This window comes from Marinibaculum pumilum (genome assembly GCF_042646425.1).
Taxonomy (GTDB): Bacteria; Pseudomonadota; Alphaproteobacteria; order Ferrovibrionales; family Ferrovibrionaceae; genus Marinibaculum; species Marinibaculum pumilum.
The window spans coordinates 411968-436707 of sequence record NZ_JBHRTR010000054.1; the positions used below are offsets into that span (position 1 = coordinate 411968).

The window sequence follows — 24740 nt, forward strand, 5'->3', positions numbered from 1 at the left end:
CGCCGGCCGGCTTCAATGCCGGTGCAGGACGATCCCTGCGAGATTGCCCGGGGGCAGGAGACGGAACGTCAGCAGCATGCCGCCGGGCACCGCCACTGTGTCGAGGGGCGGCGCCGCGATCTCGCCCGCCTGGAACGCGGCGACACGGTCGCGGAAGCGGATGTAGCGCAGCACGGCGCCGTCATGATCCAGAGCGGACAGGTCGCTCCCGTCCGACACGCGCTCCCCGGAGGCATTGGCGACGAACCGCAGGGAGGCGGCCAGCGCCATGATCTGCCCCTCCGCCACAGCGCCGCGCTGCTGCGCAAGCGGCGGAATCATGATCAGCGGAAAAAGCAGGAAGGCGCCGCGCACCGTCCCGTCAGCTTCGACCTGCACCTCCATCTGAATGTCGGGATTGCCGCGATGGACACCTGCCAGGCATGAAGCGGCGTCACAGGGTTCGCTTGGCGCCAGGCCGAAGCTGTCTGCCAGGGTGGCCGTCACCCGCTCCACCGGCACACCGCCCGCCGCCACCGGCGGCAGGTCCGCCAGCATGGTGCCGATCAGGGCCAGGACGGCCATTGCATGCCCTTTCCGCATCAGCGGCCTGGCCATTTCCGGTCCGCGGCAAGCCGGCGGCTCAAAGGCTGGGATCCAGCTTCAGGAAGTCGTAGCGGTCCGCCGCCTGCAGCCGCAGGTCGCGCACCTTGCGGCCGTCGAGCACCTGCAGCTCGACTTCCAGGCCGGGCCCGCCCAGCGACCAGAGCCGGCGGTAGAAGCTGGCCTGGCCGTCGAACGGCTCGCCCTCCAGCGCCAGCACCACATTGCCCGGCGCGATCCCCGCCCGGGCCGCCGGGCCGTCGGGCGCGACCCGCTGCACCAGCAGGCCGGGGCCGAACTCCACCGTGTTCATGCCCAGCCAGGGATGCCGCGCCCCGGTGCCGCGGGCGGCGGCGGCCAGGTTGTCCAGGATCGGCGGCAGAAGGTCGATCGGCACGAAGACATTGCCCGCGCCGGGATCCTCCGCGTCCGGGCCGGCACGGCGCACGGCCAGGGCACCGATTCCGACCAGCCGGCCGGTGCTGTCCACCAGGCCGGCGCCGCCGAACTGCGGGAAGGGCGGACGGGTATAGATCGCGGCATCGAGCAGGTATTCCCAGCTGCCGGCGAACTCCCGGCGGCCGGTCACGGTGGCCGGCGCCATGCCGCCGGCGCTGTCATGGCCCAGCACCAGAGCCTTGTCGCCGACCGCCAGGCCGGTGGCATCGCCCAGCGCCAGCGGCCGGGCATCCAGCGGCACCAGCGCCCGCACCAGGCCGAAGCCGGTGTTGAAGTCGTAGGCGAGGATTTCCGCCGGCAGGCGGCGCCCGCTATGATCGACGACATCCACCGTCGCCGCTTCCAGGATCAGATAACCGATGGTCAGGACCAGACCGTCCTCGCCGATCACCACGCCGTTGCCGGTCCGGCTCTGGCCCAGGATCTCGGCCGTGACGGCATCGCCCGGCACCACCGCCTCCAGCCGGACGGCGGCGCGGCGCAGGTCTTCCACGGTGATGCTGCGGTCCGCGCGCTCCTGCGCGGCGGCCCGGTGGACCGGCAGGACGAACGGCAGCAGCAGGAGCGCCAGGATGAGGATGCGTTGCGGCGACACGGCGGCGGGCCCGATTCGGCGGCCCGGTCGCGATCGGCACGCCGGGCCGTCGCGCCCCGGCGGCCCGGGCCGCTGGAGCTGAAAGAGGACCGTGAGGATCCGCCCGATGCCTTCCATGACGGAATTGTTCGATGCGGGCCGCCGCTGCGTCAAGGGACGGGTGCCACACCCGGGACGGACGGCGCGGCGGCTGGCCCTGGCGGCCGGCCTGCTCGGCGGGCTGTCTGCCGCGGTCCAGGCGCAGCAGGACCTCACCGCGGGCGGCCCCACGGAGTCCGCGGCCCTGCAGGCGCAGAGCCTGCACCCGCTGGTCGGGCCGGACCTGGTGGCACGGCTGGTCCAGCTGACCGGCCACCGGCTGCAGCAGGCGGAGATGACCGGGCCGAACCCCAGCCTGCTGGCCGATGCCGGCGGCTTCGTCTACGGCATCGACTTCTACCAGTGCACGGCCGCCGCCACGGGCGACGCCGACACCATGGCCGCCCCCCCGCGCTGCGCCTCGATCCGCTTCAGCACCGCCGTCGACATGCCTGCCGGCATGGCGCCCTCCGCCGCCAATGCCTGGAACCGCGACCGCCGCTTCGGCCGCCTCTGGCTGGACGAGGAAGGCGACCCGCACCTGGAGATGGACGTCAGCACCGCCGGCGGGGTCACCACGGCCCATCTGGTGGACCTGCTGGACTGGTGGAGCCTGGTGATGAGCGACTTCCTGCAGCAGGTGCAGCTGTCGGACGAGGCGCCGCTGCCCGCCGGCAGCACGCAGGCCGGGGCGGCGCGCCAGCCCGGTGAATAGGCATCCCGCCCTGTGGTAGCCTGACCAATGTCCGTCCGATGACGGTCCCCGCACGCCCTGATCCGACGAGGCAGAGATGGCCCTGAAGGTCCGCGAGATCGACCACCTGGTGCTGCGCACCACCGACATGCCGCGCGCGCTGCGCTTCTATGCGGAAGTGCTGGGCTGCCACGAGGAACGCCGGCTGGACGAGCTCGGCCTGGTGCAGCTCCGCGCCGGCCGCTCGATGATCGACCTGATCGACGTGGCCGTGCAGGCGAAGTCCGGCGACGGCGCGGCCCCCGCCCAGGCGACCCGCAACCAGGACCATTTCTGCGTGCGCATCGAGCCCTGGGACGAGGGCGAGATCCGCGACCTGCTGGCCAGCCACGGCATCGAAGCGGGCGAGGCGGTCACCCGCTACGGTGCCGAGGGCGACGGCCCGTCGATCTACTTCAACGATCCCGACGGCAACATGGTGGAGCTGAAGGGACCGCCGGCAAAGGCCTGAGCTCCGCGGGCGACCCGGCCGCAACGGCGATTTCCAGGACCATCGCATGCGCCGCGGAAGGGCGAAGCCCCACCAGCGGCCGGCCTTCGGATTTCCCGAAGTGGCCGCCGGCATCCGCAGTACCGAACCCGTTCATGCCCTGCTCCTTCCTGTGGGTGGCAGGACATCAGTTGGATGGTGAATCCGGCAGCCGCATGACCCGATTGTGTCGGTGCCCGTGGGCCAGCGTCCGTGCATGGGTGCCGGTGCGTCGCCGCCTGGCCGAACCTCACACGGCCAGCTCCCGCTCCAGGAACTCCGCCAGGTGCTGCGCCGCCGGACCCAGGCCGTCGGCTGCCCGGTGCAGGGCGATCTCCGCCGAGGGCAAAGCCGGCAAGCCCTCTCCCGGCCCCAGCACCCGCAGGTCGGGCCGCGCGGTGCCCGCCTTGACCACCGTCAGCGCGATGCCGGCGGCGGCGGCGGATTCGATGGCGGAGATCGAGGAGGAGGAATAGACGATCCGCCAGGGCAGGCCGGCCCGGTCGAGCGCATCCACCGCCCAGCCGCGGAACAGGTTGCCGGGCGCCAGCACCGCCAGCGGCACCACCGACAGCTCCGGCAGCGGCCGCCGCGCGGCATAGGCCCAGCAGGTCCGTTCGGTCCGCAGCACCCGGCCCGCCTTCGCGCCGGCCGGCTGGGTCGCCAGCACCAGGTCGAAAGCGCTGCCCAGCTGCGGCAGGAAGGCGCTGGTGAAGCCGGTCGTCACCTCCAGCCCGATCGCCGGATAGCGGCGCATGAACTCCGCGAACAGGGCCGGGAGGACATGGGTGGCGTAATCGTCCATCACCCCGATCCGCACCCGGCCGGTGACCCGCGCGCCTTCCAGTTCCGCCAATGCGGCATCGTGCAGCCCGACGATGCGCCGCGCCGTGCCCAGCAGCGCCTCGCCCTGTGCGGTCAGCGCGACCCCGGCCGGACCGCGGCTGAAGACGGCGGCGCCGGCGATCTCCTCCAGCTTGGCGATCTGCATGCTGACCGCCGATTGCGACCGGTGCAGCCGCCGCGCCGCCGCGGTGAAGCCACCGGCCTCCGCCACCGTCAGGAAGGCGCGGAAGGTCGCCATGTCGATGTCGCGCATCGTTCCGTTCCCCATCAGCAATTCGGATCGATCCTATCAGAACTATGTGTTTTGCCGATGCTATATGCCGCCCTAGCCTGCTTACCGGATCGACGGAGAAGGAGGCCTGTCATGCCGCAATACCGCTCCCGCACCAGCACCGCCGGCCGGCGCATGGCCGCCGCCCGCGGCCTGTGGCGCGCCACCGGGCTGCGCGACGAGGATTTCCGCAAGCCGATCGTGGCGATCGCGAATTCCTACAGCCAGTTCGTGCCCGGACATGTCCATCTGCGCAGCTGCGCCGACATTGTCGCCCGCGCCGTCTGGCAGGCTGGCGGCGTGCCGCGGGAATTCAACACCATCGCCATCGACGACGGGATCGCCATGGGCCATGGCGGCATGCTGTACAGCCTGCCGTCGCGCGACCTGATCGCCGACGCGGTGGAATATGTCGTGCAGGCCCATTGCGCCGACGCGCTGGTCTGCATCGGCAATTGCGACAAGATCAGCCCCGGCATGCTGATGGCGATCATGCGGCTGAACATTCCCGCGATCTTCGTCTCCGGCGGCCCGATGGAGGCCGGGCGCACCGACCTCGGCGGGGCTGCACCCCAGGCCAGCGACCTGATCGACATCATCCGCGCCAGCGCCGACCCCGAAGCCGCCGATGGCGATGTCGCGGCGTTGGAGCGCTCCGCCTGCCCGACCTGCGGCTCCTGCTCCGGCATGTTTACCGCCAATTCGATGAACTGCCTGGCGGAGGCGCTGGGCCTGGCCCTGCCCGGCAACGGCTCGCTGCTGGCCACCCATGCCCGCCGCCGCACCCTGTTCGAGGAAGCTGGCCGCACCATCGTCTCGCTGGCGCAGCGCTGGTACGAGGCGGAGGATGCGACCGCCCTGCCGCGCGGCATCGCCACCCGGACCGCCTTCGAGAACGCGATGCGGCTGGACATCGCCATGGGCGGATCGACCAACACCGTCCTGCACCTGCTCGCCCTGGCAGAGGAGGGCGCGGTGCCGTTCGACATGGCGGCGATCGACCGGCTGTCGCGCGCCACGCCGCAGCTCTGCAAGGTCGCGCCCGCGACGCCGGCCTATCACATGGAGGATGTCCACCGCGCCGGCGGCATCGTCGGCATCCTGGGCGAACTGCAGCGCGCCGGCCTGATCGACGGCACGGCACCGACCGTCCATGCCCCCGACATGGCCGCCTTCATCGCCGGCTGGGATATTGCCGGTGATCCGGCGCCGGCGGCGCGGGATTTCTTCCGCGCCGCGCCCGGCGGCCAGCGCACCGTGCAGCCCTTTTCGCAGGACCGGATGTACGAAAGCCTGGATCTGGAGCGCGCGTCCGGCTGCATCCGCGATGCCGCGCATGCCTATCGCGCCGATGGCGGCCTGGCCGTGCTGTCCGGCAACCTGGCGCCGGACGGCTGCATCGTGAAGACTGCCGGTGTACCCGATCACCTGATGCGGTTCGAGGGACCGGCCCGGGTCTTCGACAGCCAGGAGGCGGTGACCGACGCTATCCTCGCCGGCGCGATCGCGCCGGGCAGCGCGATCGTCGTGCGGTTCGAGGGGCCGAAGGGCGGCCCCGGCATGCAGGAGATGCTCTATCCCTCCACCTACCTGAAGTCGGTCGGCCTGGCGGACAGCTGCGCGCTGATCACCGACGGCCGCTTCTCCGGCGGTTCCTCCGGCCTGTCGGTCGGCCATCTCTCGCCGGAAGCGGCGGAGGGCGGGCCGATCGGCCTGGTGGAGGATGGCGACCGGATCCGCATCGACATCCCCGCCCGCCGCGTCGAGCTTCTTGTGGCGGACGACGACCTGGCCGCCCGCCGCAGCCGCCTGCCGCCGGGCCCGGGCGGGCTCTGGGCGGCACAGGGGCGGCAGCGGCAGGTCAGCCGCGCGCTGCAGCTCTATGCCCGCTCCGTCTCCAGCGCCGCACGCGGCGCGGTGCGGGTGCTGGATTTCTAGCCGGCTGCGCACCGCCGCCGGGTGCTCGGTTGCGGACTCTTCACTTGAACGATCGGCCGGGACCAATACCGTAGCGGGACGGGGCATGTCCTCGACCGGCCCGCCTCGGACCGCCCACAGAAGGGGAGCGGGACATGACCCTGCGCGCATCGCTGCTGATCCTGGCCTGCCTGACATTCGCCCTGCCGGCCGCTGCGCAGGAGGGGCTGCTCTACCTGACCACGCCACAGGGCGAGGCGCGCCTGCTCGGCGCCGACCTGAACCGCGACTATTTCAGCCTGGCCAGCTATGTCGAAGCCGAAGAGGTGCTGACCTTCTGCGGCCCGGCCACGGTGGCGGGCGTCGCCAATTCGCTGGGCATTGCGCGGCCGACCCTGGCGCGGCGCTATCCCTGGAAGCTGTTCACCCAGGACCTCACCTTCAATGCCGCCAACCAGGCCATGAAGCCCTTCCAGAAGGTGGAGAGCGAGGGCCTGACCCTCGCCGAGCTGGACCGCTTCATCGAGAATCTCGGCATGACGGCGGAGCATCATTTTGCCGACGAAACCGGGGTCGACGCCCTGCGGGCCGCGATCAAGGCGGCGCTCGCCGATCGCAATTCGCGCTTCGTGGCGAACTATTCGCGCAAGGCGCTGGGGCAGGAAGGCGACGGCCATATCTCGCCGGTCGCCGCCTATGATTCGGCGACCGACTCCGTGCTGATCCTCGACGTGGCGAAGTACAAATACCCGCCGGTCTGGATCGAGGTGGAGATGTTCCATGCCGCGATGCTGCTGAAGGATACGAGCTCCGACCGTTCGCGCGGCTTCGTGATCGTCTCCAGGCCCTGACGGGTCTCCGGCGCGGTGGCGGCGTCACCCCGTCGGCCGGTCGCGCACCAGGAAGCGGCCGCCGACCAGGTCGATGGCGCCGGCCTCGCGCAGCCGCTGCAGGCAGCGGGTCACGGTGACCCGACTGGTGCCGGTCATCGCCGCGATCTCCTCGTGGGTCAGCCGGTTGACCAGCAGCCGGCCGCCGGGATGATCGGTGCCGAACATCACCGCCAGCCGCCGGAACAGTTCCATTAGGCGCCCCTCCGGTTCGCGGGAGACCAGCTGTTCCAGCCGCACCGCCAGCACCCGCTGCTTCAGGCTGGTGGCCCGCAAGAGCGCGGCGGCGAAGCCGGGATCGGCAGCGAACAGGTCGCCCAGCCGGTCGGCGTCGAAGGCGGTCGCCACTGTCTCCTCCACCGCGACCGCCGAGGAAAAGCGCGGCAGCCGGTCGAAGGCCGCGCCTTCGCCGCAGATCGTGTCCGGGCCCATATATTCCAGGATCGTCTCGGTCCCGTCCGCGCGCAGGATGGAGACCTGCACCATGCCGGCCTCCACGAAGTAGAACAGCGGCGAGATTTCGCCCTGTTCGTACAGCGCCGCGCCGGCGGCAAAGCGCCGCTGTCGCCCGGCACTCCGATGTGCCCGGATGGCCGCCGTCAGCGCTTCGTCCATTCGCCAGGTCGCCTGCTGCCCGCCGCTCATCGCCCGTTCTTCCCGTGGTCCCGCAATTCCGCCCGGAATGAAGCCAAGTATGTCGGCCGGTGTCACGCGGTTGCGTGCCGGGACCGTCGCGCCGATGTCCATCAAACGGGGCCGCCATGCCTCGACGTGGAATCGACAGCAGGCTGAAAGGGAACATCGCCATGACCCGCACGCAGACGAAGCCGAACGGCCCCTTCGCCCCGAAGCGGAACACCGCGGAACGCAGGACCGCCGCCGTCGACCTGGATCGGGTGTCTGCCGGGTCGACATTCCTGGAGCAGCTGGACCTGTAGGGGGCCGATCGTCGCCGGGGGGTGGGGAGCCCGCCCTCGACACGATGACCGCCGGCACGAGGGTCGCGGCCGGCTCGATCCTCCAGGCCCCGACCGACCAGCAGAGGAACAAGGCCATGAGGAAGACCAGGTCCGGGGCCCTGCACCGCGCGCCGCGGCAGGCCGCCGGCAAACCGGCAACCGATGCCGGTGGCAAGGCAGGCCAGCCGGACAAGGCCGCCGCCGGGACCGCCAACATCTACGAGACCGAAAGCCAGACGGTCAGCGACTTCTAGCCAGGTCGCCCGTTCATGAGACGGCAGCCCCGCGCGCCGGTATCGCCGGATACAGCACCGGCACCACGGCCGCACTAGACTGCCTGCCTCGATCATGGTCCGGCACCGCGCGGTGCGGACGGCGACTGGGGAGGCTGGCGGATGCAGGCAGCCGCACAGGAGAGCGAAGCGCCCGGGACGGCCGGCATGCCGGCCGCGAAGGCGGCAGCCTTGGTGCCCTGGCTGCGGGCGCAGGAGGAAGAGGTGGAGGCCGGCCGCCGGCTGACCGATGCGGTGGCCGCACGGCTGGCGGAAGCCGACCTGTTCCGCATCACCCAGCCGCCGCGCTTCGGCGGGCTCGGCCTGCCGCCGGCCGCCGCCTGGGAAGCGATATTCCAGGTCGCGCGCGGCTGTGCCTCTTCCGCCTGGGTCGCCGGCCTGGGCGCCGCCAACGTGCTGATGCTGGGCAAGTTCTCTGCGCAGGCGCAGGCGGATGTCTTCCTCTGCGGCCGGCCGGCCATCGTGCCGATGCTGACCGGCGGGGTCGGCCGCGACATTGTCGCGGAGCCGGTGCCCGGCGGCGTCACGCTGTCGGGCAGGTGGCGCTATGCCTCCGGCATCGACGTGGCCAGCTGGGTCGGCCTGCTGGTGCCGCTGCCGGGCAGCGCCGCGCCGGAGCCCCATGTCGTCCTGGTGCCGGCTGACGCCTTCGCCGTGGATCCCGACAGCTGGCATGTCCTGGGCATGCGCGGCACCGGCAGCCGGGACATCGTCCTGCCGCCGACCTTCGTGCCGGCGCATCGCTGGACCTCCTGGCCGCTGCTGCTGTCCGGCGCGAAACATCCCGACTGCCCGAACGACGAACCGGTCTACGACCATCCCCTGAACCCGGTCTTCGCCATGTCGGTCGCCGCCCCCGTGCTGGGTCTGGCGGCGGCGGTGGCGGAGACGTTCCGCGACAGCATCGCCGGCCGGGTCAGCGCCGGCACGAAGCGGCCGGCGCGGGAAGAGGCCAATGCCCAGGCGCAGCTCGCTGCCGGCACCGCCACGATGGATATCCTGACCCGCAGTCTGCTGGCCGATGCCGCGGAGCTGCAGGCGGCGATCGCCACCGGCCGGCCGCCGGGCCTGACGGCGCGCGGCGGCCTGCGCATGCGCAGCGCGATCGCCTGCCGCCTGGCGCTGGCGGAGGCGCAGCGGATGTTCGCGGCGCTCGGCGGCAGCCTGCTGCCCGCCGGCAGCCGCATCGAGCGGCAGTTCCGCGACCTGCACGCCATGAGCTCGCATTTCCTGCTGCAGCCCGACAGCATCGACGCGGCCTATGGCAGCCTGCTGCTGGGCCTGGACCTGCCGCCCGGCACGCGGCTGTAACCGCACCTGACCGATAGGGGGAGAGAGATGACCAAACAGGCGATCAACCCGACCGACCCGATGTTCAACGCCGCCGACGGCAAATCGATCTTCGACAAGTTCGGCTATTCCGCCGCGGTGCGCGCCGGCGACTTCCTCTACGTCGCCGGCCAGATCGGCCCGAACCCGGACGGCTCCCTGCCCGACGATGACGCGACCCAGTTCCGCAACGCCTTCGACCGGCTGAAACTGGTGCTGGAGGCGGCCGGCGCCTCGCTCGACGATATCGTCGAACTGGTCAGCTACCATGTCGGCCTGCAGAGCCACCTCGCCGACTTCGTGAAGGTGAAGGAGGCGTATATCAAGGCCCCCTTCCCGACCTGGACGATCCTGGAGATCGCCGGCCTGGCCCGCCCCGGCCTGGTGATCGAGATCAAGGCGGTGGCCTATGTCGGCGGTGGATCCTAGTCCGGCCCCCCTTCAATCCTGAAGGTCGGACCATCCGGCAGTTCCCGTACCAGGTCCACGCTTTGTCCGTCCCAATGATAGGCGAAATGCCTGGCCGGGCGCGGAATGCCCACGACATCCGGCCAGAACGCGGCGACGCAGCTGCCGGCCGGCCATCTGACGCTCGGATAGACGACGCCGTCCGCCCCTTCGTCGCGAAGCCGGGCGCCCAGTGCCTGGGCCGGGGCATAGTCGTTCGGGTCAAGACAGACCGCAAAGACCGGATCGTCGCGGAGGTCATGCAGCTCGGCGTCGACCGGGCCGACGAGTTCGCGGAACTCCGAGGTCCAGCCGGCGTCCTGGCGCGTGGCCGCCATGAAGCGGCTGTGGTGGTGGATGGTCTCGAAGATCGCCACTTCGGGATGGCTGCCGGCGTAGTAGACGCCGCTGCGTCCATCGGAGAACCGGCTTGGCCGGTCGGGGGAGGCATGGACGAAGGGTGCCATCACCCAGGATGCGCCCGGGCCGGCAATCCGGCGTGCCGGTGGCACCAGGTCGAGCATGCCGACCGTTTCGGCGACACGGGGATTGGTCTTCGCTTCCGCCGAGGCGATGGCCTCCCAGTCGGCCGGATCGGCGATATCCTCGAACAGCGCGATCGGTGGGAAGACCGCCCTGATGATGCGCCAGGCGCGGGACCAGGAGATCCGCACCACCGCGGGGACGGCATCGGTCACCAGCCGCCGCGCTCCGCATCCAGGTATCGCCGGACCCGCATGATATCCGTCAGTTCGCCGCCCAGCATCACGTCCAGGGCCGCCCGGCCGCCATAGGCCGCGTTGGGCTGATGGACCCAGTCATAGGCGCGCCGGGGGTCCCGGAAGATGATCCTGAGGGCCTTGTGGATACCCATCAGGTTGGACAGGCGCGCCTTCAGGTCCCGCGACAGCCGGCCGACCTCGCCGGCCTTCCAGCGCGCGAAGGTCCGCTGGGAGATGCCGCCGAGAAGGATGCAGGCCTGCTCCTCCGTCAGCCGCCAGCGCCGGAACAGGTTGACCGCCGCCCGCGCCATCGCCGCGCCTTCGACATCCGTGATCGGCCCGTCGTCCGGGCTGGCCCTGGTTCCTTCGACCTGCCGCAATTCCGACATCCGGAAACGCTCCGCCAATTGGCATCAAAGTTCAATATAATGCCGTATGGCGAATTGCACCAGGATGATCGAGCGCCGGTCCGGATGCTGTCCAAGGCGCCCCCTCTACCGTCCCCAACGCCACAGGCTCCACGCCGACAGGACGAGCGCGGCGCCGGACAGCAGCGCGGCGACGGTGACATTGGCCGTCCAGCCGCCCAGGTCGTAGGCGAAGGTGGAGAGCCAGCTGGCGATGCCGCCGCCGGCGAACATCAGCACGACATAGACCGTCATCAGCCGGGTGCGGATCTCCGGCGCCAGGCCGAGGATCGTCATCCGACCGGAGACGTCGGTGATCGGGCCGGAGATCCCCATCAGCACCGCCGGCACGGCCATCCACCAGACCGCGTCGCCGGCGGCGGCGAAGCTGCCGATGGCGACCATCTGCAGGCAGAGGAAGAGGGTCCGTGCCCGGCGCGCGCCGATCCGGTCGGCCAGGCGGCCGAGCGACGGCGTCGTCAGCAGGCCGACGCCGGACAGGATGGCGAGATAGCTGACCACGTCCGCTCCATGGCCCAGCCGCGGGCTGGTCAGGTGCAGGCCAAGCGCCAGCCAAAGCGCCAGGAAGACGCCGAAGCTGAGGCCCTGGATCGCGCCCGAGAGCAGCGCCTCCGGATGGCGCCGCACGATCGGGCCGATCGACAGCAGGAGGTTCAGATAGCCCAGCCGTTCCCTGACCCCGCCTTCGCCCGCCGGCGATCGCTCGCCGCGTTCCATCAGCCGCGGCAGGCCGATCGCGCAAAGCAGCAGCAGCCCGGTCGCGACGAAGAAGATGCTGCGCCAGCCGAACGCCTCGGCCATCGGCCCGGCGATGCCGCGCCCGAACAGCACCCCGGCGACAACCCCGGTGGTGAGCCAGGCCGTGGCCTGGCCGAGGCGCCGCTTCTCCACCCGCTTGGAGACATAGGCCGGCATCAGGTAGGGCGCGAGGGTGGCGAAGCCGAGCAGGGTGGAGCCGAGCAGCAGCATCGGGAAGCTCTCGGCCAGTGCCATGATCAAGGTGGCCAGAGCCTGCACGGAAATCGCCGCCGTCACCATGGTGCGGTTGCTGAAGCGGTCGCCCAGCGGCAGCAGCAGCAGGATGCCCAGCGCCAGCGCCACCTGGTTCAGCGCCGGCACCAGGCCGATGGTCGCGGCGTCGACCTGCAGGTCGCGCACCACCAGGCCGATGATCGGGTGGAAGTAGTAGGCATTGGCCGCCACAACCGCGACCGCGACCGCATAGAGCGGCAGGCGCCCCGGTGGAAGGTCCTGGGGCAGTCCCTGCCCGGTGGCCACGCCACCGTCCCGCGCGGTCAGGATCGCGTCTCCCGCTCCGCAATCCCGTCCACCGGGCCATCCACCGGCGCCGCGACGAAGCCGGCGGCCAGGAACGGGATCGCGTAGGTCAGCGCCTCGTCGACCCGGCTCATCTCGAAGCCGCTGTCGGTCAGGCGTTCCAGGCGTCCGGTATCGGCCAGGATGTAGAGCATCGCGCCATAGATGCAGGTCAGCCGCCAGAAGAACTCGCGTTCCGTCAGCCGCGGGCCGACCCTGGACAGGGTGGCGATGAAGGACAGGGCCGCCTCGCGATAGATCTCGTGCAGGATCTCCCGCACCTCCGGCAGCGGGCTCGACGACATCCGGCCCATGATCCGGCGATAGGCCTCGCCGCCCTCTTCCAGATGGCCGCCGCGCAGGGTCGGTTCGATGAACGCCGCCACCACGGCCGCGGCCGCGCCCGGCTGTCCCTCGCCGGTCTCGCCGCGATCGATGGCGGCGTTGCAGGCGGCCAGGCGGCGCATGCGCTCGGCATTGATCGGCGCGGCGCGGCGGCCGAACACCTCCCGCAGCAGGTTCAGCTTCGATCCGAAATAGTAGTTCACCGCGGCCAGGTTCACCCCCGCCGCCGCCGTGATCTGCCGCAGGGAGACGCCGGTATAGCCCTCCTCGGCGAAACAGGATTCCGCGATATCCAGGATCCGGTCGCGGACGCCGGCGCCCATCTCGGCCGCGTCGCCCGTCCCGCCGCCGGCAGCATCCTGCCGCGACAGCCCCGCCATCCTCGCCTCGCTCACGGCGCGCCTCCCGTTGGATGGCCCGAGGTTAAACGAACACATGATTGAAACAAGCGTTTGACTCCTGCCGCAGGGCGCCGCTAGCGTCGGGAGAATACCATGGTGCGGCCTTCGGGCCGGCACCAGCAACGAAAGAGGGAGGAAGCCGACCGGCATGCCCAGTTCCGTGCGCAGGATCGTCACCGGCCATGACGAGCAGGGACGCTCGATCTTCGTCTCCGACGAGAGTATCGGCCCCGACACCACACCGGACCGCGAGAATGTCTTCGTTCCGCCGGGCAATCCGCTGACCTGCCTGATCGACCTGTGGCGGATGGCGGCAGTGCCGGGCCGCTTCGACGGCGACACCGACACCGCGACCGGCCCGGTGAAGCTTGTACCGCCGGCCGGGCTGTTCTTCCGCACCGTGGAGGTGCCGCCGGACAGCCAGCGCAACTTCGACGCCATGAAGGACTATTTCTCCGGCATGGGTGCGGGCGAGAACCTGGACAAGGCCTCCAGCCGCCACGGCGCCATGCACAAGACCGACACGGTCGACTTCGCGATCATCCTGAAGGGCGAGGTCCACCTGGTGCTGGACGAGGGCGAGCAGCACCTGAAGGCCGGCGACGTGGTGATCCAGCGCGGCACCAACCATGCCTGGAGCAACCGAACCGAGGAACCCTGCATCTTCGCCTGCGTGCTGATCGCAGCGGACGGCAATCGCGGTAGCTGAGCCGCATCTTTCCGCAGCGCCGACAGCCAATCCGAACACCGACCCTGGGGAGGGAGAGACCATGCTGAAATCCTGCCTGACCGCCGCCGCCGTGCTGATGCTCGGCGGCCAGCTGGCCACCGCCGCCGCCGCGGACGACCCGCTGCAGCTGAAGTTCGCCGTCTTCACGCCGGAGAAGGAGATCACCTACCAGACCATCATGAAGCCCTGGGCCGAAAAGGTGATGGCCGACACGAACGGGGCGGTGGAGATCAAGATGTTCCCCGGCGGCACCCTGGGCCGCGACGGGTCGAAGCAGCTGAAGATGCTGAAGGACGGGGTGGCGGACATCGCCTTCATCATCCCCGCCTACAATCCGGGCCTGTTCCCCGACAACGAGATCACCGAGCTGCCGAACCTGATCCACGACGCCACCGAGGGCTCGGTCGCCTTCTGGCGGCTCTACGACAAGGGGATGCTGCGCGGCTACGAGGACCTGGAGGTCTTCGCCCTGGTCACCACCTCGCCCTACCTGATGCACGGCACCTTCGAGATGGATTCCGTCGACGACCTGGAGGGCCACAAGATCCGCGCCGCCGGCAAGCTGGAACAGGCCTGCCTGACCGCGCTGGGCGCGGTACCGGTCGGCATGCCGATCTCCAAGATCCCGGAGAGCCTGAGCCGCGGCGTGATCGACGCCACGCCGATGCACTATGCCGCGCTGCACGCCTTCGGCGTGGCGGGCGCTACCGACCATCACTACGAGAACCGGCTGGGCGCCCTGCCCTTCGGCTTCGTGATGACCAAGGCGCGCTTCGCCGAACTGCCGCCCGCGGTGCAGAAGGCGATGACAGAGAATGGCGGCGAGGTACTGTCGAAGGCCTTCGGCGCGGCGATGGACGCGGAGAATGCGCGCCTGCGGAAGGAGACCCTGGCCGATCCCGACCAGACCGTCGTCGAGCCCAGCGCCGAAGATGTCGCCGCCTGGGACGCCAAGGTGAAGCCCTGCATCGACGACTGGACCGCCGGCCACGAGAAGGGCACGGAGCTGCTGGACGCGATGCAGTCCGAGCTGGCTGCGATCCGCAAGGAGTAGCGGTTGGCGTTTCGCGACATGGACCGCACCTCCTGCCTCAACCTTGCTGTCTCCACCAAAGCTGCCGTCATCCTCGGGCTTGACCCGAGGATCGTGACGGAACGGCGACGCTGCGATTCGGTGCCGCGTCGCCGCCCGTTGACCGGTCCCCGGGTCAGGCCCGGGGACGACGGCGGGGTGCGCGGCGCGGCGCGGTCCCTTTCTGAATTGCACATTGCCCCATCATGATGCGCCCGGAGACATGGGCCGTCGCCGGCACCCGCGCGGTGGCGCTGCTGGGCCTGGCCGGCCTGCTCGCCATCGCGCTGGTAACGGTGGCCGATGTGCTGGCGCGCTGGCTGTTCTCCGCCCCCTTCGCCGGGGTCTACGACCTGTCCGGCCTGTTCATCGCCGTGGCGCTGGCCGCCTGCTTCCCCGCCGCCCTGGCGCAGCGGCGCAACATCCGGGTGACCTTCTTCGCCGACCTGGCCGGCGGCACCTTGAGCCGGATCTTCGACGCCCTGGCCAGCCTGGCCACCCTGGTCTTCTTCGTGCTGCTGGTCTGGCAGCTCTTCGTCTATTCCGGCGAGCTGCTGGAAAGCGGGCAGACCACCTTCGTGCTGGAGCTGGAGGTCGCCCCCTGGTGGGTCGCTGCGACGGTGCTGTTCGCGCTCTGCCTGCCGGTGCAGGCGCTGGTCGTCCTGGTCGACGTCATGGCGATCGGCCGGCCGGAACTGTCGCGCTACGCCGAGGCCGACAGCGGCGGGGCGGCCTGAACCATGGATGAAATCTGGCTCGCCGCCGCCGGCGTCGGCGGCATGTTCGCCCTGATCCTGATGAAGGTGCCGATCGGCGTCGCCATGGCGCTGGCCGGCTTCGTCGGCTTCGGCCTGCTGGGCGGCTGGGGCGCCGCCCTGTCGATCCTGGTGTCGGAGCCGGCCGGCATCCTGGAGAGCTTCGAGCTCGCCGTGATCCCGCTCTTCCTGCTGATGGGCAGTTTCGCCACCGCCGGCGGCCTGTCGGCGGACATCTACCGCCTGGCCTATGCCTTTCTGGGCAACCGCCGCGGCGGCCTGGCGATGGCGACGATCGGCGGCTGCGCGGTGTTCGGCGCGGTCTGCGGCTCCTCTCCCGCCACCGCCGCCACCTTCGGCCGGGTCGCCCTGCCGGAGATGCGGGCCCGCGGCTATGCCGCCTCCTTCGCGTCGGGCTGCATCGCCGCCGGCGGCACCCTCGGCGCCCTGGTGCCGCCGTCGATCATCATGGTGGTCTATGCCGTGCTGGCGCGGGAGGCGATCCTGGACATCTTCGTCGCCGCGCTGGTGCCGGCGGCGATCGCCATCGCCCTGCACCTCGCCACCATCGCGATCTATGTCCGCATCAACCCGCAGGCCGGGCCGGCGGGGGAGCGCTTCTCCTGGGCGGAGCGTTTCACGGTGCTGCGCCAGAGCTGGGCGGTGATCCTGCTGCTGCTGGTGGTGATCGGCGGCATCTATGGCGGCGTCTTCACCGTGAACGAGGCGGCCGCCGTCGGCGCCGCCTTCGCCTTCCTGGTGGCGCTGCTGCGCGGTCGGCTGGGCTGGCGCGGCTTCTTTGGCGCGCTGGAGGAAACGGCGTCCAACACCGCGATGATCTACCTGATCATCTTCGGCGCCTCGATCTTCTCCTACTTCTTCACCGTCAGCGGCGCGCCGGAGGCGATGGTCCGCTCGGTGGAGGGGCTCGACATGCCGCCGCTGGTGGTGATCTTCGCCCTGCTGGGCATCTACCTGGTGCTGGGCTCCATCTTCGAGACCGTCTCGGCGATGCTGATCACCCTGCCCTTCGTGCTGCCGCTGGTCACCGGGCTGGGCTACGATCCGATCTGGTGGGCGGTGATCAATGTGGTGGTGATCGAGCTGGGCATGATCACCCCGCCGATCGGCCTCAACGTCTTCGTGCTGCGCGGTGTGGCCGGCGACGTGCCCCTGGGGCAGATCTATCGCGGCGTCATGCCGTTCGTCGCCGCCGACCTGGTCCGCCTCGTCATCCTCACCCTGTTCCCGGTGCTGAGCCTGGGCCTGCTGGCCTGGCTCTGACACCTGCTGAAAGGAGCGTTCCCATGGACGTCACCCATGTCGGGTCCCTGCCCCGCGGCAATGCGCTGGCCGACCTTCTGATCGCACGCGAGAAGGGCGAGGCGGTGGACGCCGCCGCGCTGGAGGCGGCGATCGCCGACCGGGTGGCGGAGATGGTCGCCCGCCAGGTCGATGCCGGAATCACCATCGCCAATGACGGCGAGCAGAGCCGCGCCGGCTTCCAGACCTACATCGTGGAGCGGATGACCGGCTTCGGCGGTGAAAGCACCCGGCGCCCGCCGATGGACTATACGGAATTCCCGACCTTCGCCGCGCTGATGGCGCAACGGATGCGCAACGTGGCGAAGATCCGCAACGCGCCGGTCGCGGAAGCGCCGGTGGCCTATGCCTCCACCGCGGCGGTGGAGGCGGAATGCGCCCGCCTCAATGCGGCCCTCAAGGACAAGGGTACCGACGGCAGGGTACAGGGCTTCATGACTGCGCCCTCGCCCGGCATCGTCGCCACCACCCTGGACAACAAGCATTACGACAGCGACGACGCTTATCTGGATGCCCTGGCGGCGGAGCTGGCGAAGGAATACCGCGTCATCGTCGATGCCGGCCTGGTCCTGCAGGTCGATGCGCCCGACCTGGCGATGGAGCGCTGCACCAAGTACCAGGACCTGACCGACGAGGGCTTCGTGGAACAGGCCGGCCGCCACATCGCGGCGCTGAACAAGGCGCTGGAGGGCCTGCCGCGCGAGCGCATCCGCCTGCATTGCTGCTGGGGCAACTGGGACGGGCCGCACCTGCACGACCTGGCGCTGGAGAAGATCCTGCCGGTGCTGTACCGCGCCGATGTCGGCCAGCTCTCCATCCCCTTCGCCAACCCGCGCCACCAGCACGAATATCGCGCCTTCGAGGTGCATCCCTTCCCGTCCGACCGGGTGCTGGTGCCCGGCGTCGTGGACACCACCTGCAACTATGTCGAACATCCGCAGGTGGTCGCCGACCGGATCGCCCAGGCGGTGGCGGTGACCGGCGACCCGGCGCGCGTGTTCCCCTCCACCGATTGCGGATTCGGCACCTTCGCCGGCTTCGACTTCGTGGCCGAGGAGGTGGTGTTCGAGAAGCTGAAGGCGATCCGGCAGGGGGTGGAGCTCTACGAAGCGCGCTGAGGTCATCGCCCCTGCCGGAGCCTTCATCCACCGGATCATCGCCCCGGAATCACCGCCCCGGAATCACCGCCCCGGAATCACCGCCCCGGAATCACCGCCCTTGCGGCCCCATCATCTGGCAGGACAGGGTCTGGCCGTCGAACGATACATGGCGCCAGAGCGCCGGATTGGGCTGATCGAGATGCGGATAGCTGGTCAGCGCGCGGATGCAGTCCACGCTCTGCACGCCACTCTCGGTCCTGGCGGTGATCCGGCCCCGGATCCAGAACGGAGCCTCGCAGGACAGGCGGCCCTGGGCACCGTCGCCGCGGCTGCCGATCGGGCCGGTAAAGCTCACCGTCTTGTCCGGCTCATGACCGCAGGACACGGTGATCGTCCCTTCCAGGCCGGGCGGGAATGCCGCCGCCTGATGGACCTCGCCGCTCATGTACCAGGTTGTCTCGAGAGGCGTGGCCCCTGCCGGAGCGGGGGCTGCGCCAAGGCCGATTGCCGCCGCGGCGATGCCAAGGGCTGCCAGCCGGGGGCCGGCCAGGCGGGTTGCGGAGAAGATCGATGCCATCGAAGGCTTCCTTCATCGGTGTCCGATGGTCGAAGGAAGCCTGCGAACTGCGGTCGGTTGATGGACGGATTATGGCCGGACGGTGAATTCTGCTGCCGGCCGGCGCCTGCGCCATCCAGCCCGTCCCGGGAGCGCTCGGCCCGCAGGCCGGCAATGGCGGCTCCTATGAGCGTCGGCCCGGTGACGCATCGCGCGCTGCGGGCGGGCGCCAGCCGGAGCGGGAGGCGCGGTTCAGGGAAGATCTCACGACCGCCTTGTGGAACGGGGTGATGGCGAACAGGTAGCTCCGGCCGAGCCGGTTGTGGCAGCGGACCACGGTGACCGCCACCACCTCCCGGGCCGCATCTCCGGTCCCGACCCTGTCCTTGCCTGCCGGGCGGACCAGCACCGCGGCACGGAAGTTCAGGTGGCGGTCGTCCTCGCCCATGATGATCTCGGCCGGCACGGCTCCGGGCGGGGTCTTCTCCTGCACCCGGAAGAAGCCGACATGTTCCGCACCGCCGGCGGCAAGCGCACGGCGGATGCCATCGGTCGTCTTCACCCCGAACGGCGCCATGATCCCGTCTCGCAGGCGCAGCAGCAGCCGTACCCAGCTGCCCATACTGCCGAACACGCAGGTTGCCAGTACCAGCGGGTCATTCGGGGCAGCGGCGGGCAGCGCGATGGCGAAGGCATCGGCCAGGTCGGCGCCGGCGAAGAGGGGCGCCAGCCCACTCTCCGCCGGCACCGGAACCGACCTCGCCGTCGCTACCAGGACCGCATCGTATGGTCCAGGAACTCTGTCGTCCGCCCCCAGGCGAGCCTGGCGTCCGGCTCGTCGTAGCGGCTGCCGGTCGGGTTGGCGAAGGCATGGTCGGCGTCGTACCAGAACACCTCGTAGGACTGGCCGGCCATGTCCATCGACCGTGTCCAGGCGGTGACCATCGATTGCGTGATGAACTGGTCCTTCTCTGCGAAATGACCCTGCACCGGGCCTTTCAGCGCCTTCAGCTCTTCCGGCGTGCCGCCGACCCGGCCGTAGTAGATCACCGTGCCGTCGACGGGATGCACCAGGCTGGCCTGCAGCGACCAGCCGCCGCCGAAGCACCAGCCCAGGGTGGCGAGCTTGCCGTTGGCGCGCGACGCCCCGTCGACCTTCGCCGTTTCCAGCCAGGTCAGCCAGGCGCCGCAGATCGCCTTCCCCTTCTCGTCCTGCATGCCCTGCACCTGGGCGCGCGCCGCGTCCGGCGTGGTCGCCACCTTGCCGTCGAACAGGTCGATCGCCAGCGCGACATAGCCCAGCTGCGCCAGTTCCGCCGCCACCGTCTTGATCTGGTCGTTCAGACCCCACCATTCGTGGATCAGCATCACCGCCGGCGCGCTCTCCGCCGCCGGCAGGGCCAGCGCGGCCTTCGCCTGGCCGTGGCCCGGCACCTCGATGGTGACGTCCTGCAGGCCCGCGGCCGCCGCGCGGGCCAGCTTCGGGTCCGCCAGCACGGCTGCCAGCGGCAGGCCGCCCAGCAGGCCGGCCGCACCTTGCATCAGGCGGCGCCGACCGACCAACATGCGATCCGGAACGTTCATGAGGATCTCCTCCCTCCAGGGGCCCGGCAGGCCGATGATGGCGGCCGGCGCCCGATTGCCCGAAACGGTACCAGATGACCGAGACAGAACAGGCGCTGCCGCTCTCACATATCCGTGTCCTCGACCTGACCCGGGTGCGCGCCGGACCCACGGCAGTCCGCCAGCTCGCCGACTGGGGTGCCGACGTGATCAAGGTGGAACTGCCGGCGGCCCTGGAAGGCGACAATGCGCTGGGCGGCAGCCGCTCCGGCCCCGACTTCCAGAACCTGCACCGCAACAAGCGCAGCCTGACCCTGGACCTGAAGAATCCGGAAGGCCGCGACCTGTTCCTGAAGCTGGCGGCGACGGCCGACGTGGTGGTGGAGAATTTCCGCCCCGACGTGAAGCATCGGCTGGGTGTCGGCTATGACGACCTGGCCGGCATCAACCCGCGGCTGATCTACGCCTCGCTCTCCGCCTTCGGCGAGGAAGGGCCCTACCGGCCGCGCCCCGGCGTCGACCAGATCGTGCAGGGCATGTCCGGGCTGATGTCGGTGACGGGGGAGCCGGACGGGCGACCGATGCGGGTCGGCATCCCGGTCGCCGACCTCTCCGCCGGCCTGATGGCCGCGATGGGGGTGCTGCTGGCACTGGTGCATCGCGACCGGACCGGCAGGGGCCAGTGGGTGCAGACCTCGCTGCTGAACGCACAGCTGTTCATGCTCGACTTCCAGGCCGCCCGCTGGCTGATGGCGGGGGAGGAACCGGGCCGTGCCGGCAACGACCATCCCACCAACGTGCCGATGGGGCTGTTCCGTACCGCCGACGACCCGATCAACATCGCCCCGGTCGGCCAGAGCATGTGGCGCCGGCTCTGCGAAGTGCTGGGCGCGCCGGAATGGGCCGACGATCCGCGCTATGCCAGCCTGAAGGCGCGGCAGCAGAATCGTGCGGACCTGAACGCGGCGATCGAGGACCGGCTGGCGACGGCACCGGCCGCCCACTGGCTGAAGCTGCTGGACGAAGCGGAGATTCCGTCCGGGCCGATGAACACGATCCGCCAGGCCTTCGACGACCCGCAGGTGCGCCACAACCGGATGGCGCGGAACTATGCCGCACCGGACGGCAGCAGCCGCACCCTGGTCGGGCAGCCGATCGCGCTCAGCGGCACGCGCGACATGCCGTTCCGCGCGGCGCCGGAGCGCGGCGCGGACACGGATGCGATCCTTGCCGAACTGGGCTATGACCCGGCCGCTATTGCACGGCTGCACGAAGGCAATATCGTCTGAGCCTTCTCATCGACCGCCCCGACCCATTCCAGAAAGCCAGGACCGCACCGCATGACTTCCGAACGCGCCTATGCCGATGGCAAGCTGATCGCCCGCCGCGAGAACGGGCTCGGCTGGCTCATCATCAACAACCCGGAACGGCGCAACGCACTGAGCCTTGCCATGTGGCAGGGCGTGACGGAGATCGTGCACGAGTTCGAGGCCGACCCCGAAGTGCGGGTGATCGTGCTGAAGGGCGAAGGCGAGAAGGCCTTCACCGCCGGCGCCGACATCTCCCGCTTCGAGATCGAGCGCGGCACGCCGGAAGGGGTGAAGGCCTATGAGGCCGCCACCACCGACGCCTATGCCGCGGTGCGCCATGCCGCGAAGCCCACCATCGCCCGGGTGCACGGCTTCTGCATGGGCGGCGGCATGGCGATGGCGATCTGCTGCGACCTGCGGGTGGCGGAGACCGGCGCCGTGTTCGGCATCCCGGCCGCCCGGCTGGGTGTCGGCTACGGCTATGATGCGGTGAAGACCCTGGTCGACCTGATCGGCCCCTCCTTCACCAAGGAGGTGCTGTTCACCGCCCGCCAGTTCACCGCCCAGGAGGCCGCCGCGATGGGCCTGGTCAACCGCGCCGTCGCGCCGGAGGCGCTGGACGATACGGTGGCGGAGATGGCGGCCCGCATCGCGGAGAACGCGCCGCTGACGATCAAGGCGGTGGCCACCGCCGTCGACGACCTGCTGCGCGACCCCAGCCAGCGCGACCGCGCCGCGGTGGACAGGCTGGTCTCCGAATGCTTCGCCAGCCAGGACTTCCAGGAGGGCCGCACCGCCTTCCTGGAGAAGCGCAAGCCGAAGTTCCGGGGGGTGTAAGCGGCACGCAGAGCGGGCCGCTCAGCAGCACCGCTGCCTTCTGCTGCAGGATCCCATCCTTCAGTCGGACCAGCACGCGGCGCGAGAAGCACCTCGCCCACATTTTGGCCGACCGGCCCCACGGATCGGGCCGCCATCGCTGGGGCCGCCATGTCGACGCATGATGCCCGCGGCGTTACCCTCGACGTCAGCCCGCAGCATCGTTTTCGCCGGATCGTCGGCGGCGCGGCATGTGGACGGGACGATCGCGCCTGTGCAGATGCGGACGGCCCCCATGCTGGTCGGGCGGAAGCGTCACTATCGGCTCATGTCGGGGAGGAACGCGATGAACCGGACCGTCAAATGGGGCATGATCGCGGCATTGGGGCTTTGTTCGACCTTCGCCGCCCTGCCGGCGGGAGCGGAGACATGTCCGCCGGTCGAGCGGCAGCCGATCACCAGGACCCTGATGGAACTCGTCCAGAGCGACGAGGCTGTCCGCCAGGACCTGACCGCCTCGCTCGCCTCGGCACGACGGATCAATGACGATCCGGCGACCAACCCGGTCGACTCGCTGGAGGCGTACTACGACCTCATCGATGCCCTCGTCACCTACGACCCCAGGAACATCCCGACCGGCCCGCAGCGCGGCGCCGGCATGCATGCCGGCATGGACGGGGCGAACTATTGCAACTGGAACATCCTGGATCTGATTTCCTACACCTATTTCCTGGTGGACCGGCAGCTGACCACGGACCCACGGGGCCAGATCCAGTTCCAGAACGACGCATTCTCGCGCTGGCTTCGCGGCGTGACCGAGTCCTGGGGCGCCTATCTCGAAACGCCCGCCTCGGCCCAATATCTGCCGGAGTTCACCGGCGATCCGAATTTCGGCGACTGGTACTGCCCGCCGGAGGGCGGCTACGCCACCTTCCAGGACTTCTTCACCCGGGAGCTGTGCGCGGATACCTTTCCCAACGCCTCCCGGCCGGTCGCCGGCCGCACCGATCCGCGCACAGTGGTTGCGATCGGCGACAGCACGCCCGCCGGAACCTGGCCGATCAGCGACCGCGGTCATCTGGTGACCAGCTATGACGGCATTGCCCAGAACGGGATGGTGATCAAGGGCCAGCTCTACAGTTCGATTCCCGAGTTCATCGCCGGCAGGCCGGGCGAGCGCGTGCTGGAGAGCTTCGGCAGCATCGACACGGACCTGTTTCATGGCGGCACCTTCACCCACCAGTTCCTGAACGTGAACAACTATCACCGTCTCCACCTCCCGGTGAGCGGCAAGCTGGTCTATATGCGGCACTTCCAGTCTGGCGTCCGGCTGAAGTCGGGCTGGGTCTCGCCCGAGGCGAGCCCGACCGGTGACGGCTTCTACGACCCGATGGACACACCGGACTGGCAGTTCGGCCAGACCCGGCTGGTGCTCGGCATAGAAACCGAGCGGTACGGCACGGTCATCGCTGCGCCCATGGGAATGGCGCAGGTATCGGCCATCAGGCTGCGCGACTGGGTGAAGGAAGGCGCCGCGGCAGAGAAGGGCTGGGAGTTTGCGAACTTCGCCTTCGGCGGATCCGACTTTGTGATCATCTTCCAGGACAAGGCTGGATTCCGGCTGACCGCCGCCACGGAGCCGGCAGTGCCGCCGGGCAGCGGCGTCACCTACAAGCTGATCCTGCAGGGCCGGAAATATGGCTGTATCGGCGGCGGGACCGATTGCGACGGTGCGTTGACGGAACCCAAGCCCTATCCAGGGCATCGCCGGTAGTACCGGCGCGCAGCGGCGCTGGTCCCCAGGCGCCTGCACGGCCGCGGCCCCTCCGCTGCCCGCATCATGATCTCGGGAATGCGGCCAGTTGGCCGTGAGCGATCGGTCCGCAGGGCAGGCTGGCCGCTGCGAGTGCGGCTGCCTCCGCTTCCTCCCTTCGCCGCCCGTCCCGGTCACAAGATGTGCGGCGTCTCCCTCTCGGTCAGCAGTGCGAAGGCCTCGCGGCTCGACAGCGCGCAGCGCAGGTAGCTGAGCGGCACCGTTTCCGTCAGCAGCACGGCCAGCGCGATCGGCCATTCCACAAGGATCTCGTCGCCGGGATTGCGCCGTCAGCGATGTTGCGGCCGGAAGCCGCCGGCGGCTCGCCGAAGAGGCGGCACTTCGCGACCAGCTCGTCGAAGATGGCATGGGGCCCACAGGGATCGTGGCGTCCTGCCACGCTGCCCGGTCGTTGGCGGGCGCCTGCATTGCCGCCATCCGCAAACGAGCGGTTGCTGACAACGCAGGCCCGCCGGGCTGCCGTCTTTGGGCGACGACGGCCTGCGCGGTGAACTTCCTGCGCCGGAGGCCAAGTCGTCTTGACTCCGCGCCGCTTCGCGCCTTACGGTTTGCAATAATAATCTGCAACTGAAATTTATT

28 protein-coding genes are annotated in these 24740 nt (G+C 70.0%); 16 read left to right on the top strand and 12 right to left on the bottom strand.

The features are described from left to right. Positions 1–12 precede the first annotated feature (12 nt). Positions 13–564 (bottom strand): hypothetical protein, encoded by a 552-nt coding sequence (locus ACFOGJ_RS28795; RefSeq protein ID WP_379906748.1) that lies wholly within the window; start codon positions 562–564, stop codon positions 13–15. Between the two features lie 58 nt (positions 565–622). Beyond that, positions 623–1636: a S1C family serine protease gene (locus tag ACFOGJ_RS28800; RefSeq protein WP_379906749.1), complete on the bottom strand. Its 1014-nt coding sequence runs from the start codon at positions 1634–1636 to the stop codon at positions 623–625. 115 nt (positions 1637–1751) lie between these two features. Between ACFOGJ_RS28800 and ACFOGJ_RS28805 the strand changes: the two genes are divergently transcribed. Both ACFOGJ_RS28805 and ACFOGJ_RS28810 read left to right on the top strand, forming a co-directional pair. Beyond that, positions 1752–2429 (top strand): YbjN domain-containing protein, encoded by a 678-nt coding sequence (locus ACFOGJ_RS28805; protein WP_379906750.1) that lies wholly within the window; start codon positions 1752–1754, stop codon positions 2427–2429. Between the two features lie 76 nt (positions 2430–2505). Then, on the top strand, positions 2506–2919 hold the full coding sequence (locus ACFOGJ_RS28810) for a VOC family protein (RefSeq protein WP_379906751.1): 414 nt from the start codon (positions 2506–2508) through the stop codon (positions 2917–2919). A 268-nt stretch (positions 2920–3187) separates the two neighbouring features. On the opposite strand, the gene ACFOGJ_RS28815 is transcribed toward ACFOGJ_RS28810, so the two are convergent. Further along, on the bottom strand, positions 3188–4036 hold the full coding sequence (locus ACFOGJ_RS28815) for a LysR substrate-binding domain-containing protein (protein ID WP_379906752.1): 849 nt from the start codon (positions 4034–4036) through the stop codon (positions 3188–3190). A gap of 111 nt (positions 4037–4147) precedes the next feature. Here ACFOGJ_RS28815 and ilvD point away from each other — a divergent pair, with 111 nt between their 5' ends. Both ilvD and ACFOGJ_RS28825 read left to right on the top strand, forming a co-directional pair. Continuing rightward, the gene (gene ilvD / locus ACFOGJ_RS28820) at positions 4148–5992 is read left to right on the top strand and encodes a dihydroxy-acid dehydratase (protein ID WP_379906754.1); all 1845 of its coding nucleotides are present in this window, start codon (positions 4148–4150) and stop codon (positions 5990–5992) included. Positions 5993–6126: 134 nt separating this feature from the next. Then, positions 6127–6822 (top strand): phytochelatin synthase family protein, encoded by a 696-nt coding sequence (locus ACFOGJ_RS28825; protein ID WP_379906755.1) that lies wholly within the window; start codon positions 6127–6129, stop codon positions 6820–6822. A 24-nt stretch (positions 6823–6846) separates the two neighbouring features. Here the strand turns inward: ACFOGJ_RS28825 and ACFOGJ_RS28830 are convergent, their stop codons facing one another. Beyond that, entirely contained in the window at positions 6847–7506 is a 660-nt protein-coding gene (locus ACFOGJ_RS28830; protein ID WP_379906757.1) for a Crp/Fnr family transcriptional regulator, read from the bottom strand. Between the two features lie 161 nt (positions 7507–7667). Here ACFOGJ_RS28830 and ACFOGJ_RS28835 point away from each other — a divergent pair, with 161 nt between their 5' ends. The 4 genes from ACFOGJ_RS28835 (at position 7668) to ACFOGJ_RS28850 (ending at position 9871) form a co-directional block, all read left to right on the top strand. Further along, complete coding sequence (locus tag ACFOGJ_RS28835; protein WP_379906758.1) at positions 7668–7799, top strand: hypothetical protein; 132 nt, start codon at positions 7668–7670, stop codon at positions 7797–7799. 44 nt (positions 7800–7843) lie between these two features. Then, a complete protein-coding gene (locus ACFOGJ_RS28840; protein ID WP_379906759.1) occupies positions 7844–8074 on the top strand; it encodes a hypothetical protein in 231 nt (76 codons plus the stop codon). A 141-nt stretch (positions 8075–8215) separates the two neighbouring features. After that, complete coding sequence (locus tag ACFOGJ_RS28845; protein WP_379906760.1) at positions 8216–9424, top strand: acyl-CoA dehydrogenase family protein; 1209 nt, start codon at positions 8216–8218, stop codon at positions 9422–9424. 27 nt (positions 9425–9451) lie between these two features. Beyond that, entirely contained in the window at positions 9452–9871 is a 420-nt protein-coding gene (locus ACFOGJ_RS28850) for a RidA family protein (protein WP_379906761.1), read from the top strand. Here the strand turns inward: ACFOGJ_RS28850 and ACFOGJ_RS28855 are convergent. From ACFOGJ_RS28855 to ACFOGJ_RS28870, 4 genes are all read right to left on the bottom strand, one after another. Continuing rightward, on the bottom strand, positions 9868–10587 hold the full coding sequence (locus ACFOGJ_RS28855; protein WP_379906763.1) for an RES family NAD+ phosphorylase: 720 nt from the start codon (positions 10585–10587) through the stop codon (positions 9868–9870). The two genes, ACFOGJ_RS28850 and ACFOGJ_RS28855, sit on opposite strands and share 4 nt — an antisense overlap. Further along, positions 10584–11000: an antitoxin Xre-like helix-turn-helix domain-containing protein gene (locus ACFOGJ_RS28860; protein ID WP_379906764.1), complete on the bottom strand. Its 417-nt coding sequence runs from the start codon at positions 10998–11000 to the stop codon at positions 10584–10586. Before ACFOGJ_RS28860 ends, ACFOGJ_RS28855 begins: the two co-directional genes overlap by 4 nt. A 105-nt stretch (positions 11001–11105) precedes the next feature. After that, positions 11106–12317, bottom strand: coding sequence for an MFS transporter (locus ACFOGJ_RS28865; RefSeq protein ID WP_379906765.1), 1212 nt, complete (start codon positions 12315–12317; stop codon positions 11106–11108). 17 nt (positions 12318–12334) lie between these two features. Beyond that, positions 12335–13096, bottom strand: coding sequence for a TetR/AcrR family transcriptional regulator (locus ACFOGJ_RS28870; protein WP_379906766.1), 762 nt, complete (start codon positions 13094–13096; stop codon positions 12335–12337). Positions 13097–13250: 154 nt separating this feature from the next. On the opposite strand from ACFOGJ_RS28870, the gene ACFOGJ_RS28875 reads away from it, so the two are divergent. The 5 genes from ACFOGJ_RS28875 (at position 13251) to ACFOGJ_RS28895 (ending at position 18100) form a co-directional block, all read left to right on the top strand. Then, positions 13251–13811, top strand: coding sequence for a cupin domain-containing protein (locus ACFOGJ_RS28875; protein ID WP_379906767.1), 561 nt, complete (start codon positions 13251–13253; stop codon positions 13809–13811). Positions 13812–13872: 61 nt separating this feature from the next. Then, positions 13873–14886, top strand: a complete 1014-nt coding sequence (locus ACFOGJ_RS28880; RefSeq protein ID WP_379906768.1) for a TRAP transporter substrate-binding protein — start codon at positions 13873–13875, stop codon at positions 14884–14886. Between the two features lie 224 nt (positions 14887–15110). Beyond that, positions 15111–15641, top strand: coding sequence for a TRAP transporter small permease (locus ACFOGJ_RS28885; protein WP_379906769.1), 531 nt, complete (start codon positions 15111–15113; stop codon positions 15639–15641). A 3-nt stretch (positions 15642–15644) separates the two neighbouring features. Continuing rightward, positions 15645–16943: a TRAP transporter large permease gene (locus ACFOGJ_RS28890; protein ID WP_379906770.1), complete on the top strand. Its 1299-nt coding sequence runs from the start codon at positions 15645–15647 to the stop codon at positions 16941–16943. A 23-nt stretch (positions 16944–16966) separates the two neighbouring features. Beyond that, entirely contained in the window at positions 16967–18100 is a 1134-nt protein-coding gene (locus tag ACFOGJ_RS28895; protein ID WP_379906772.1) for a cobalamin-independent methionine synthase II family protein, read from the top strand. Positions 18101–18191: 91 nt separating this feature from the next. Here the strand turns inward: ACFOGJ_RS28895 and ACFOGJ_RS28900 are convergent, their stop codons facing one another. The 3 genes from ACFOGJ_RS28900 to ACFOGJ_RS28910 all read right to left on the bottom strand — a co-directional run bounded on the left by ACFOGJ_RS28900 (position 18192) and on the right by ACFOGJ_RS28910 (position 20222). Beyond that, positions 18192–18659 carry a hypothetical protein gene (locus ACFOGJ_RS28900; protein WP_379906773.1) on the bottom strand — a complete coding sequence of 156 codons (468 nt, stop codon included), beginning with the start codon at positions 18657–18659 and terminating at the stop codon, positions 18192–18194. Positions 18660–18822: 163 nt separating this feature from the next. After that, positions 18823–19386, bottom strand: a complete 564-nt coding sequence (locus tag ACFOGJ_RS28905) for a DUF2867 domain-containing protein (protein ID WP_379906774.1) — start codon at positions 19384–19386, stop codon at positions 18823–18825. 20 nt (positions 19387–19406) lie between these two features. Further along, positions 19407–20222 (bottom strand): dienelactone hydrolase family protein, encoded by an 816-nt coding sequence (locus tag ACFOGJ_RS28910; protein ID WP_379906775.1) that lies wholly within the window; start codon positions 20220–20222, stop codon positions 19407–19409. Between the two features lie 74 nt (positions 20223–20296). Here ACFOGJ_RS28910 and ACFOGJ_RS28915 point away from each other — a divergent pair, with 74 nt between their 5' ends. From ACFOGJ_RS28915 to ACFOGJ_RS28925, 3 genes are all read left to right on the top strand, one after another. Beyond that, positions 20297–21490 carry a CaiB/BaiF CoA transferase family protein gene (locus ACFOGJ_RS28915; protein ID WP_379906776.1) on the top strand — a complete coding sequence of 398 codons (1194 nt, stop codon included), beginning with the start codon at positions 20297–20299 and terminating at the stop codon, positions 21488–21490. Between the two features lie 51 nt (positions 21491–21541). Further along, a complete protein-coding gene (locus ACFOGJ_RS28920) occupies positions 21542–22348 on the top strand; it encodes an enoyl-CoA hydratase (RefSeq protein WP_379906777.1) in 807 nt (268 codons plus the stop codon). Positions 22349–22508: 160 nt separating this feature from the next. After that, on the top strand, positions 22509–24101 hold the full coding sequence (locus ACFOGJ_RS28925; protein ID WP_379906778.1) for a phosphatidylserine decarboxylase: 1593 nt from the start codon (positions 22509–22511) through the stop codon (positions 24099–24101). Positions 24102–24274: 173 nt separating this feature from the next. Here ACFOGJ_RS28925 and ACFOGJ_RS28930 read toward each other — a convergent pair whose 3' ends face one another. After that, on the bottom strand, positions 24275–24403 hold the full coding sequence (locus ACFOGJ_RS28930; RefSeq protein ID WP_379906779.1) for a hypothetical protein: 129 nt from the start codon (positions 24401–24403) through the stop codon (positions 24275–24277). Between the last annotated feature and the right edge of the window lie 337 nt (positions 24404–24740).

What these genes read in the sequence shown, in the direction of transcription:
- ACFOGJ_RS28795 (WP_379906748.1), bottom strand. Translation starts at nt 564, where the DNA reads ATGGCCGTCCTGGCCCTGATCGGCACCATGCTGGCGGACCTGCCGCCG.
- ACFOGJ_RS28805 (WP_379906750.1), top strand. Translation starts at nt 1,752, where the DNA reads ATGACGGAATTGTTCGATGCGGGCCGCCGCTGCGTCAAGGGACGGGTG.
- ACFOGJ_RS28810 (WP_379906751.1), top strand. Translation starts at nt 2,506, where the DNA reads ATGGCCCTGAAGGTCCGCGAGATCGACCACCTGGTGCTGCGCACCACC.
- ACFOGJ_RS28815 (WP_379906752.1), bottom strand. Translation starts at nt 4,036, where the DNA reads ATGCGCGACATCGACATGGCGACCTTCCGCGCCTTCCTGACGGTGGCG.
- ilvD (WP_379906754.1), top strand. Translation starts at nt 4,148, where the DNA reads ATGCCGCAATACCGCTCCCGCACCAGCACCGCCGGCCGGCGCATGGCC.
- ACFOGJ_RS28825 (WP_379906755.1), top strand. Translation starts at nt 6,127, where the DNA reads ATGACCCTGCGCGCATCGCTGCTGATCCTGGCCTGCCTGACATTCGCC.
- ACFOGJ_RS28830 (WP_379906757.1), bottom strand. Translation starts at nt 7,506, where the DNA reads ATGAGCGGCGGGCAGCAGGCGACCTGGCGAATGGACGAAGCGCTGACG.
- ACFOGJ_RS28835 (WP_379906758.1), top strand. Translation starts at nt 7,668, where the DNA reads ATGACCCGCACGCAGACGAAGCCGAACGGCCCCTTCGCCCCGAAGCGG.
- ACFOGJ_RS28840 (WP_379906759.1), top strand. Translation starts at nt 7,844, where the DNA reads ATGACCGCCGGCACGAGGGTCGCGGCCGGCTCGATCCTCCAGGCCCCG.
- ACFOGJ_RS28845 (WP_379906760.1), top strand. Translation starts at nt 8,216, where the DNA reads ATGCAGGCAGCCGCACAGGAGAGCGAAGCGCCCGGGACGGCCGGCATG.
- ACFOGJ_RS28850 (WP_379906761.1), top strand. Translation starts at nt 9,452, where the DNA reads ATGACCAAACAGGCGATCAACCCGACCGACCCGATGTTCAACGCCGCC.
- ACFOGJ_RS28860 (WP_379906764.1), bottom strand. Translation starts at nt 11,000, where the DNA reads ATGTCGGAATTGCGGCAGGTCGAAGGAACCAGGGCCAGCCCGGACGAC.
- ACFOGJ_RS28875 (WP_379906767.1), top strand. Translation starts at nt 13,251, where the DNA reads ATGCCCAGTTCCGTGCGCAGGATCGTCACCGGCCATGACGAGCAGGGA.
- ACFOGJ_RS28880 (WP_379906768.1), top strand. Translation starts at nt 13,873, where the DNA reads ATGCTGAAATCCTGCCTGACCGCCGCCGCCGTGCTGATGCTCGGCGGC.
- ACFOGJ_RS28885 (WP_379906769.1), top strand. Translation starts at nt 15,111, where the DNA reads ATGATGCGCCCGGAGACATGGGCCGTCGCCGGCACCCGCGCGGTGGCG.
- ACFOGJ_RS28890 (WP_379906770.1), top strand. Translation starts at nt 15,645, where the DNA reads ATGGATGAAATCTGGCTCGCCGCCGCCGGCGTCGGCGGCATGTTCGCC.
- ACFOGJ_RS28895 (WP_379906772.1), top strand. Translation starts at nt 16,967, where the DNA reads ATGGACGTCACCCATGTCGGGTCCCTGCCCCGCGGCAATGCGCTGGCC.
- ACFOGJ_RS28900 (WP_379906773.1), bottom strand. Translation starts at nt 18,659, where the DNA reads ATGGCATCGATCTTCTCCGCAACCCGCCTGGCCGGCCCCCGGCTGGCA.
- ACFOGJ_RS28910 (WP_379906775.1), bottom strand. Translation starts at nt 20,222, where the DNA reads ATGAACGTTCCGGATCGCATGTTGGTCGGTCGGCGCCGCCTGATGCAA.
- ACFOGJ_RS28915 (WP_379906776.1), top strand. Translation starts at nt 20,297, where the DNA reads ATGACCGAGACAGAACAGGCGCTGCCGCTCTCACATATCCGTGTCCTC.
- ACFOGJ_RS28920 (WP_379906777.1), top strand. Translation starts at nt 21,542, where the DNA reads ATGACTTCCGAACGCGCCTATGCCGATGGCAAGCTGATCGCCCGCCGC.
- ACFOGJ_RS28925 (WP_379906778.1), top strand. Translation starts at nt 22,509, where the DNA reads ATGATGCCCGCGGCGTTACCCTCGACGTCAGCCCGCAGCATCGTTTTC.